General features: G+C 66.2%; 13 protein-coding genes. 10 read left to right on the top strand and 3 right to left on the bottom strand.

What is annotated here, in order from left to right:
- Positions 1–161 (top strand): EF-Tu C-terminal domain-related protein (locus EG854_RS00955; RefSeq protein ID WP_478209853.1); only part of this gene is annotated, 161 nt, incomplete at its 5' end.
- A 180-nt stretch (positions 162–341) separates the two neighbouring features.
- On the opposite strand, the gene EG854_RS00950 is transcribed toward EG854_RS00955, so the two are convergent.
- Genes EG854_RS00950 through EG854_RS13050 form a run of 3 tightly spaced genes read right to left on the bottom strand, consistent with a single transcriptional unit; the run spans position 342 to position 2,442 of the window.
- Positions 342–1,454, bottom strand: coding sequence for a L,D-transpeptidase family protein (locus EG854_RS00950; RefSeq protein WP_123285864.1), 1,113 nt, complete (start codon positions 1,452–1,454; stop codon positions 342–344).
- Between the two features lie 56 nt (positions 1,455–1,510).
- Entirely contained in the window at positions 1,511–2,281 is a 771-nt protein-coding gene (locus EG854_RS00945) for an SGNH/GDSL hydrolase family protein (RefSeq protein WP_123285863.1), read from the bottom strand.
- Positions 2,281–2,442: a hypothetical protein gene (locus tag EG854_RS13050; protein WP_164461752.1), complete on the bottom strand. Its 162-nt coding sequence runs from the start codon at positions 2,440–2,442 to the stop codon at positions 2,281–2,283. The genes EG854_RS00945 and EG854_RS13050 overlap by 1 nt, the downstream gene beginning before the upstream one ends.
- Positions 2,443–2,635: 193 nt before the next feature.
- Here EG854_RS13050 and EG854_RS00940 point away from each other — a divergent pair, with 193 nt between their 5' ends.
- The 9 genes from EG854_RS00940 to rpsS all read left to right on the top strand — a co-directional run bounded on the left by EG854_RS00940 (position 2,636) and on the right by rpsS (position 9,108).
- Positions 2,636–3,784 (top strand): GNAT family N-acetyltransferase, encoded by a 1,149-nt coding sequence (locus tag EG854_RS00940; protein WP_123285862.1) that lies wholly within the window; start codon positions 2,636–2,638, stop codon positions 3,782–3,784.
- Between the two features lie 17 nt (positions 3,785–3,801).
- Complete coding sequence (locus EG854_RS00935) at positions 3,802–4,722, top strand: cupin-like domain-containing protein (RefSeq protein ID WP_123285861.1); 921 nt, start codon at positions 3,802–3,804, stop codon at positions 4,720–4,722.
- 71 nt (positions 4,723–4,793) lie between these two features.
- A complete protein-coding gene (locus EG854_RS00930) occupies positions 4,794–5,657 on the top strand; it encodes a GIN domain-containing protein (protein ID WP_123285860.1) in 864 nt (287 codons plus the stop codon).
- A gap of 290 nt (positions 5,658–5,947) precedes the next feature.
- A complete protein-coding gene (gene rpsJ / locus EG854_RS00925) occupies positions 5,948–6,253 on the top strand; it encodes a 30S ribosomal protein S10 (RefSeq protein ID WP_003164367.1) in 306 nt (101 codons plus the stop codon).
- A gap of 19 nt (positions 6,254–6,272) precedes the next feature.
- Positions 6,273–7,046 (top strand): 50S ribosomal protein L3, encoded by a 774-nt coding sequence (rplC, locus tag EG854_RS00920; RefSeq protein WP_123285859.1) that lies wholly within the window; start codon positions 6,273–6,275, stop codon positions 7,044–7,046.
- Positions 7,046–7,684: a 50S ribosomal protein L4 gene (gene rplD / locus EG854_RS00915; protein WP_123285858.1), complete on the top strand. Its 639-nt coding sequence runs from the start codon at positions 7,046–7,048 to the stop codon at positions 7,682–7,684. The genes rplC and rplD overlap by 1 nt, the downstream gene beginning before the upstream one ends.
- Positions 7,684–7,989, top strand: a complete 306-nt coding sequence (locus tag EG854_RS00910; RefSeq protein WP_123285857.1) for a 50S ribosomal protein L23 — start codon at positions 7,684–7,686, stop codon at positions 7,987–7,989. Before rplD ends, EG854_RS00910 begins: the two co-directional genes overlap by 1 nt.
- A 4-nt stretch (positions 7,990–7,993) precedes the next feature.
- A complete protein-coding gene (rplB, locus tag EG854_RS00905; protein ID WP_123285856.1) occupies positions 7,994–8,827 on the top strand; it encodes a 50S ribosomal protein L2 in 834 nt (277 codons plus the stop codon).
- Positions 8,828–8,829: 2 nt separating this feature from the next.
- Positions 8,830–9,108: a 30S ribosomal protein S19 gene (gene rpsS / locus EG854_RS00900; RefSeq protein ID WP_123285855.1), complete on the top strand. Its 279-nt coding sequence runs from the start codon at positions 8,830–8,832 to the stop codon at positions 9,106–9,108.
- Positions 9,109–9,110: the final 2 nt, after the last annotated feature.

The following is a 9,110-nucleotide window of genomic DNA, read 5'->3' as shown; positions in this document are numbered from 1 at the left end:
TGCACCTGAAGGAAGGTGTGGAGATGATCATGCCCGGCGACAACGCCGAGCTGAACGTCGAGCTGATCACCCCGATCGCCATGGACCAGGGCCTGCGCTTCGCCATCCGCGAAGGCGGCCGCACGGTTGGAGCAGGTGTCGTTTCGAAGATTACGGAGTAATCATCGAAACGAGCGCCGTGTGCGACAAGCGCACACGGAGGCGGCGCCGGCGTGGTCTCCAAGATCACCGAGTAATCGGTAGACACGAATACGCATAACAGAGCGGCCCCCGGAGCGATCCGGGGGCCGTTTTGCTGTCCGGCCTCAAGTGGCCGCGACCGCGTCGCGAGCCTAGCCCCGTCAGACGAACTCCACCTCCACGCCCTCTTCGACGGCGCTGGCCAATTGTTCGACGTCCCAGTTGGTCAGGCGGACGCAGCCGCTGGAGGCGGTCTTGCCGATCTTGGCCGGCTCAGGGGTTCCGTGGATGCCATATCCGTCGCGCGACAGGTCAATCCACACCGCGCCGACCGGATTGTTCGGGCCGGGCGGCACGATGACCTTGCCTCCGCTCTCGCCGAACATGGACGGGTCATAGGTGTAGTTCGGTCGCGGCGCGATCGCTCGCACCGTGTGGGAGCCGGACGGGGAGGGGGTCTCGCTGCTGCCAATGGTGGCGGGATAGAAGGCCAGCAGCTTGCCGTCGGCGTCGAAGGCGCGGAGCGAGTTCTCGGCCTTGGTGACCTCGATGCGGGCGACCTTGCCATCAAGCGTGTCCGGGCCGGTCGCGGCGACGACGATGGTCTGGCCCGCGCGGCCGAAATCGACCCCCGGGTTGAGCGCGTCCAGCAGGGCCTCGCTCATGTGAAACTTCTCGGCCAGCGCTTCGCGGGCATCGGCGTAGCCGACCGTCTCGAGCTCGCCCATGGCGGCGATGTCTTCGGGCACGGTGCCGATGAAGGGGCCGGCCACGTCGTCTTCGGTAAGGGTGTAGTCGGTCAGCACCCGGTTGCTGTCGCCCGAGGTCAGTTGCTCGAAGACCTTCGCGTCCAGTTCGCCGGTCACCTCCAGGTCGTTGGCCTCCTGAAAGGCGGCGATGGCCTGGCGGGTGTTATCGCCGCCCAAGCCGTCGATGATGCCGGGGGAGAAACGGGTGCGGTCCAGCAGGATCTGGGCCCGGGCCATGGCGGGGTTGGGCCGCGCCTCGTCGGGCAGGGCCTCGGTGACCGCACCGCCGCGCTCCGATGAGTCGGCAGTCTCATCCTCCCCGTTCGCCGTATCGGTGTCCGTGTCGGACGTGGGTGAGGTGAAGGTGGCGGATTCGATCGACTGGCGCAGGCGGGTCGCTTCATCCCGGGCCGGACTCGACGCCTCCAGTTGGGATCGCTCGCGGTCATTGTCACCACAGGCCGCAGTCGCCAGCAGGGGCAGGGCGGCAAGGAGGACCACGGGGAGAGGGCGGCGAAGGATCATGGACAGGCTCCGGTTGAGGGCCCCTGTCCAAACCCGCAGGGCCGCCCGCGTTCCCCTCAGCGCAGCGCCTTGCCGAGGCCTGCGACGGTATTGGCGGCCCAGCAGGCATAGCCGCTGTCGTTGAGATGCAGATCGTCGGGGCCGACCCCGCCGCCTTCCAGACCGGTCCAACCGGACATGGGGCCGAAGCGAGGATCGACGGCATAGCCTTCTCGCGTGCCGAGGTAGGCAATCGTACCGGCCACTCCGGCGAGCAGGGTGTTACGGCCCCGGAAGCCGTCGTTGTCGGTGTCTTCGGGAAGACGCTGGGGATCGATCAGCACCACATCGACGCCGGCGGCATCCAGGATGTCGCGCCCTCGGTCAAAATCGCTGACCACCCGGGCGAGGGTCAGGTCGCGCAGCATATCATTAGTGCCCAGCTGCCAGATGACCAGATGGGGGCGGGCGGCGTCGATCTCGGCCTGCAGCCGGGTGACCGTGTCAGCGGTCGTCTCGCCGCCGATGCCGCGATTGATGACGGTGATGCGGGCGTCGGGGAAGGCGTCGCGCAGACCCGCCTGGACCAGCGGGACATAGCCGCGTTCAGGCTGGCTGGCGCCCACTCCCTCGATGCTCGAGGAGCCGACGGCCAGGATTGTCAGTGCTCCTGCCCGAAGTGCGGCACGGCTGCGCATAAGGCCGTCATTCGCCCGAAAGCCACTGGTCGAGACCGGGCAAGCCGCCGGCACTTCGAACGCCCGGATGGTCGAGGGCCCGGGGACGAGGGCGCAGGCCCCCATCGCAAGGACGGCCAACAGGGAGGCGAGGGTGCCGGCGGGTCGCATCAGTTCTCTTCGCCGGTGGCGGGGTCGGTTTCGGTCTCGCCCGAATTGCTGGAGCCTTCCGAGCCGCGGGGTTCGGTGGCCGGACGCGGGGGCTCGCCATCCTTTGAGGGGCGCTGGTCCTCGTTTTCAACAGAGCGGTTATCGGGTCGGGGGTCGGTCATGGGAGGACTCCTTCGACGAGCACAGTGCCCGGCGCAGGCTCAACGCTCAAGGCGCCCGGGAGGCTCCCGCTCGCCCGGCATGACTAATGCCGCGTTCACCATGGCTCTCAACCCGGGTTCAAGGCTGATCGGTTAGGTTTGAGATGACGGGGGTACGCGACAGGCGGACCCGAGCGAGGCGAACGAGACGGGAATGGCGATGGCTCTGAAGGTCGAGATGCTGGGCGTTGAGCGCCTGTCGGCGGATCACTGGACGTTGTGGGAGCAGATGCGCCTCGCCAATCCGGCGCTGTCCAGCCCCTATTTCCGGCCCGAGTTTACCCGCATCGCCGCCGGGGTCACGCCGGGCGCGCGCGTGGCCGTGCTGCACCGGGGCGAGGATGTCGTGGGCTTCTTCCCGCACCAGACCCGTGGCGGGGCGATCCAGCCGCTGGCGGCGCCGATGAACGATTACCACGGGATCATCAGCCACCCCGAGACGGCCCCGACCCTGACCCATGTCGCCGACCTGCTGGACGGCAACCGGCTCAACGTCAGTGGCTGGGTTGGGCCCGGCGGGGCGGGCCGGGTGCGCGAAGCGGTGATGGCCGTGCTCCCGGACGCCGGCTTTGAGCCCTGGTACGCCGAACGGCGCACGACCCAGGGCAAATACTTCAAGGACAAGGAGCGCGCCCGCCGCAGTCTCGAGACGGAACTGGGCCCTGTGCGCGTCGAACTGGGCCTGCGCGACCCCGAGCTGCTGACGCAGGTCATTGACCTGAAGCGCGATCAGTACCGGCGCAGCAGCCTGCACGATGTGTTCGCCTGTGGCTGGACGGTACGGCTGCTGGAAGCGCTGATGCAGGCCAAGGGCGACTTTGGCGCCTCGATCGCGGGGCTGTGGGCGGGCGACAGGCTGTGTGCCCTGGAATATTCTCTGCACGCCGACAGCCATTATCACTTCTGGTTCCCGGCCTATGTGCCCGGTCTGGCGCGCTGCTCGCCCGGAGTGCTGCTGAGCCTCGAGACCATGCGTCAGGGCTCGGAGCAGGGGTATCGCGTGTTCGATTTCGGCTTCGGTGGCGAGCACTACAAGAAGTATTTCTGCAATGCCTCCCAGAGCCTGCGCGAGGCCGTCATCCAGAAGCCCGGCCTGCAGGCCAGCCTGGGCGGTGCGGCGGCGGCGACGCTGGAGACCCTGGTCGGCCCGGTGCGGAGCGAGGCCCTGCGCACCAGTCTGCGCCGTCGCTGGTCGGCCATTGAGGCCTGCGAGGTCGATGGTCTGGCGCGCATGCGGGGTGTGGCGGTCGCGGCCCGCGCGGCCCTGAGGAAGACGCCCGACATCCTGACGGCCTCGGCCTGATCGACCGGAGAGACCCGATGCTGCAAAAGACCGCCCCTTCGCGCTACACCGGCCCGATCGCAAAGGGGGATGTGCACCCCCATACGCTGGTCGATCGCGGCTTTGCCTCGGACGAGGCGCTCGCCGCCCTGCTGGATCGCTATCCGGCCGAGCTGTTTGACATCAACCTCTATGACTATGACGACGACGGCCAGTCGCGCCTGCGCACCGGGGCGCGCGGGCGCCTGTCGGGCGCTGAACTGCTGGAGGCGATCAAACAGGGGCGCCTGTGGGTCAATCTGCGCTCGGTCGAACAGGGATGGCCCGAGCTGTGGCAGGCCGCGATGGGCGAGTTGGCAACCATACAGGCGCGCTATCCGGGGCTGAAGGCGGTACGCAATGCGGGCCAGCTGATCCTGTCGTCGCCCAAGGCGCGGGTGCCCTATCATTTCGACGCGGCGGGCGTGGTGCTGTTTCACCTGCGCGGCCGCAAGCGGGTGTTCGTCTATCCGGGCGATGAGTTGCACCTGCCCGAGATTGCCATGGAACAGGTGGTCGCCCGCCAGACGACCGAAGAAGTGCCGTACAGCCGCAGCTTCGAGGCCGATGCCCAGGTGGTTGATCTGGAGCCGGGGCAGGCGCTGACCTGGCCCTTCTATGCGCCGCACCGGGTCGAGAATCTGGACCGGTTCTGCGTGTCGCTGTCGATGGACTTTCAGACCTGGCCGACCCGGTTCCGCAACGGGGCCCTCTATGCCAATGCCGTTGCCCGGGCGCGGAGACATCAGCCCCGCTCGACCGACACGCTCGGCACGGTGGGGCTTGCCGCCCGCTGGGCCGCATCGCTGGCGTTCAGGAAGCTGAAGCTGATGCCGGATCAGATCGCCCGGTTCGAACGCGACTTTGAACCCGAGGTCGGGGCCTTGGACGGGGCGGGCTCCATTAATTCGAGGTCATGACCTCGAGTTAAAATGACAGGCGGGCCTCGGGCGCGCATCCTTTCCTCATGTTGGGAAAGGGAGGAACACCCATGAAATCCGCACTCATCCTGTCCGCCGCTCTGCTGTCGACGACCGCGCTGGCCGGCACGGTACAGGCCCAGGACGTCCAGATCGAAAATGCCGTTGCCCGGGTCATCGTGCTGGTCGAGGACCGCGCGGATGTTGCCGTCGAGATCGAGCGGGGCCGCGCCGACCTGCCGGTGCCGACGGTCCGCCAGAGGGGCGACCGAATCGAGGTGGACGGCAATCTGCCGCGTCGCGCCATCCGCAACTGCCGCTCGGGCCCCGCCAGCGCGCGCCAGCCGGGGGAGGGCGCGTCGGTCGATCTGCGCGATGTCGGACGGGTCCGTCTGGACGAGGCCCCGTTGATCGTCGTCAGAACCCCCTGCAAGGTGGAGGTGAGCGCCTCGGGCGCGGTCTTCGGCACGATCGGACGCGGCGCCAGCGACGTCGAGTTCGGCAATGCTGGATGCGGCGACTGGACCATCGCCAATGTTACCGGGACGCTTGACCTGTCCCTCGCGGGATCGGGGGATGCCCTGGTGGGCACCTCCGAGAGGCTGAAGATCGGCATTGGCGGCTCGGGCAATGTCCGCGCCGGGGCGACTCGCGATCTGGACATCGGTATCGGGGGTTCAGGCGATGTGGAGGTCGCCGGCGTCAACGGTCCGGTCGAGCTGGGCGTAGCCGGATCGGGCGATCTTCTTGTCCGCGGCGGCACCGCTCCGCGCGTGGATATTTCCATCGCGGGCTCGGGAGACGTGGAATTCCGGGGTACGGTCGGCGATCTGAGCGTGTCGATTGCCGGTTCGGGCGATGTCCGGGTCCATGAAGTGACCGGTCGCGTCAGCCGCGCCATCCTAGGGTCGGGCGACATAAGCATCGGTCGCTGACATCCGTGGAATTCCGCCCTTGACGCAGGCGGAATCGAACGGCATAAGCCCCCACTCTTGTTGGACCGGCTGTGCACTTCGCGTGAGTATGAAGTGCAGACGCGGTCCGCAGGAACGACCTGAGACCCTGTTCTTTGCAGCGATCCAGGACTTAAACGGCCTTCGCGGGTAACTGCGTGGGCCGCTCGTTTTTGCGGACGTGCGTACTCTGAAGGCTTCGGCCTGAAGACTCCGGTCTTTGAAATGGTTCACAGGGACGCAGGTTCGCCTGCTTGGGAAATACGACCGATATGGATCAAAGCATCCGCATCAGGCTCAAGGCCTTCGATCACCGCGTCCTCGACTTTTCGACGCGCGAAATCGTCAATACTGCCAAACGCACGGGTGCGACTGTTCGCGGTCCCATCCCGCTGCCGACCCTGATCGAAAAGTTCACCGTGAACCGTTCGCCGCACGTCGACAAGAAGTCGCGCGAGCAGTTTGAAATCCGCACGCACAAGCGTGTCCTCGATATCGTCGACCCCACCCCGCAGACTGTGGACGCGCTCATGAAGCTCGACCTGTCCGCCGGTGTGGACGTCGAGATCAAGATTTAAGAAGAAGAGGCGGGATCCGATGCGCAAAGACGCGCAAAGAACGGGCGTGATCGCCAAGAAGCTGGGAATGACGCGTATCTTCGCTGAAGATGGCGCGCATGTCCCTGTGACCGTGCTGCAGCTCGATGGCTGCCAGGTCGTGGGTCAGCGCACGCAGGAGCGGGACGGCTATGTCGCCCTGCAGCTGGGTGCCGGTGCCCGCAAGGCCAAGCGCACCAACAAGGCGCAACGCACGGTGTTCGCCAACGCTGAGGTCGAGCCCAAGCGTATCGTCGCCGAGTTCCGCGTGTCGGAAGACGCGCTGATGGATGTCGGTGCCGAGCTGTCGGCGGACCACTTCATCGCCGGCCAGACCGTGGACATTCAGGGCCAGACCATCGGTAAGGGTTTTGCCGGTGCCATGAAGCGCTGGAACTTCGGCGGTCTGCGGGCCACCCACGGTGTGTCGGTCTCGCACCGCTCGCACGGTTCGACGGGTAACCGTCAGGACCCGGGCAAGACCTTCGCCGGCAAGAAGATGGCGGGTCACCTGGGTCAGGAAACCGTCACCCTGCAGAACCTGACTGTGTTCCGCGTCGACGTCGACCGCGGCCTGATCCTGATCAAGGGCGCTGTCCCGGGTCACGACGGCAGCTACGTCAAGGTTCGCGACTCCATCAAGAAGGCCCGTCCGGCCGACGCTCCGTTCCCCGGTGCCGTGAAGTCTTCGGGCAAGGCTGCTGCTGAGGCGCCCGCCGAGACCCCGGCCGAGGACGCCCCCGTCGCCGAAACCACAGAAGGCGGTGAAGCGTAATGAAGCTCTCGGTCATCAAACTCGACGGCAAGGCCTCGGGCGATGTGGAGCTGTCGGATGCCGTATTCGGCATCACCGACATCCGCGGCGACCTGCTGGCCCGCTATGTGAACTGGCAACTGGCCAAGCGCCGCGCCGGTACCCACAAGGTCCAGACGCGCAACGAAAACTCGCGCACCGGCAAGAAGATGTACAAGCAGAAGGGAACCGGCGGCGCCCGTCACGGTTCGCGTCGCGCCCCGCAGTTCGTCGGTGGTTCGCGCGCCTTCGGCCCGGTCGTTCGCGACCACGGCTTCTCGCTGCCCAAGAAGGTCCGTGCCCTGGCCCTGCGCCACGCCCTGTCGTCCAAGGTCGTCTCGGGCGACCTGATCGTGGTCGACAGCGTCTCGGTCAAGGAACCCAAGACCGCCAAGCTGCGTGAGCAGTTCGGCAAGCTGGGCTGGACCAAGTGCCTGATCATCGCCGGTCCGGAAGTCGATGTCGGCTTCGGTCTGGCGGCTCGCAACATCCCGAACATCGACGTGCTGCCGAATGCCGGCCTGAACGTCTATGACATCCTTCGGGCCGACAAGCTGGTGCTGACCAAGGCCGCCGTCGAGGCGATCGAGGCGCGCTTCTCTGAGAAGGAGGCCGCATAATGGCCGGCGCTCAACCCACAGCCAAACACTACGACACGATCCTCTCGCCGATCATCACCGAGAAGGCGACGATCCTGTCCGAGCAGAACAAGGTCGTCTTCCGTGTGGCCGGTACGGCCACCAAGGACGAGATCGCTGCGGCGGTCGAAAGCCTGTTCAAGGTCAGCGTCGTCAAGGTCAACACCCTGGTTCAAAAGGGCAAGACCAAGCGTTTCCGCGGCATCATGGGCCGTCGGGTAGACATCAAGAAAGCGATCGTGACGCTGGCCGACGGCCAGTCCATCGACGTTACCACGGGGCTCTGAACCGATGGCTCTGAAGACATATAATCCGACGTCGCCGGGCCGCCGCGCCCTGGTGCTGATCGACCGTTCGGAGCTCCACAAGGGGCGTCCGGAGAAGTCGCTGACCGAAGGCCTTACCAAGTCCGGCGGTCGCGGTGCCGGTGGTCGTATCGCCGTCCGCTTCCGCGGCGGTGGTGCCAAGACCCTGTACCGCAAGATCGACTTCAAGCGTCGCAAGTTCCAGACGGCGACCGTCGAGCGCCTGGAATACGATCCGAACCGCACCGCCTTCATCGCCCTCATCACCTATGAGGACGGCGAAAAGGCCTACATCATCGCGCCGCAACGCCTGAAGGCGGGCGACACGGTGGTCGCAGGCGAAAAGACCGACGTGAAGCCGGGCAATGCCATGCCGCTTCGTTCGATGCCGGTGGGTACGATCATCCACAACATCGAGATGAAGCCGGGCAAGGGCGCCCAGCTGGCCCGTTCGGCCGGTGCCTACGCCCAGCTGGTCGGCCGCGACGCCGGTTACGCCCAGATCCGTCTGGGTTCGGGCGAGCTGCGCATGGTTCTGGACGGTTGCATGGCCACGGTGGGCGCGGTGTCGAACCCCGACCACATGAACCAGAACCTCGGCAAAGCCGGTCGCAAGCGCCACATGGGCTTCCGTCCGCACGTCCGCGGTGTTGCCATGAACCCGATCGACCACCCGCACGGTGGTGGTGAAGGTCGGACCTCGGGTGGCCGGACGCCGGTCACGCCCTGGGGCAAGGACACCAAGGGCACCCGTACCCGCAAGAACAAGGCCACGGACAAATACATCATCCGTAGCCGCCACGTTAAGAAGGCTCGCTAAAGATGGCCCGCTCCTCCTGGAAAGGCCCGTTTGTCGACGGGTATCTGCTAAAGAAAGCCGAGACCGCGCAAGCGTCGGGCCGCAAGGATGTGATCAAGACCTGGTCGCGCCGGTCCACCATCCTGCCGCAGTTCGTTGGCCTGACCTTTGGTGTCCACAACGGCATGAAGCACGTGCCGGTGTCGGTCTCCGAAGAAATGGTCGGCATGAAGTTTGGCGAGTTCTCCCCGACCCGGTCGTTCCCGGGCCACGCGGCGGACAAGAAGGCCAAAAGGAAGTAACG

Origin of the sequence: Brevundimonas halotolerans, assembly GCF_003730275.1 — a bacterium.
Taxonomy (GTDB): Bacteria; Pseudomonadota; Alphaproteobacteria; order Caulobacterales; family Caulobacteraceae; genus Brevundimonas; species Brevundimonas halotolerans.
This window is presented reverse-complemented; position numbering and strand designations above follow the sequence as displayed.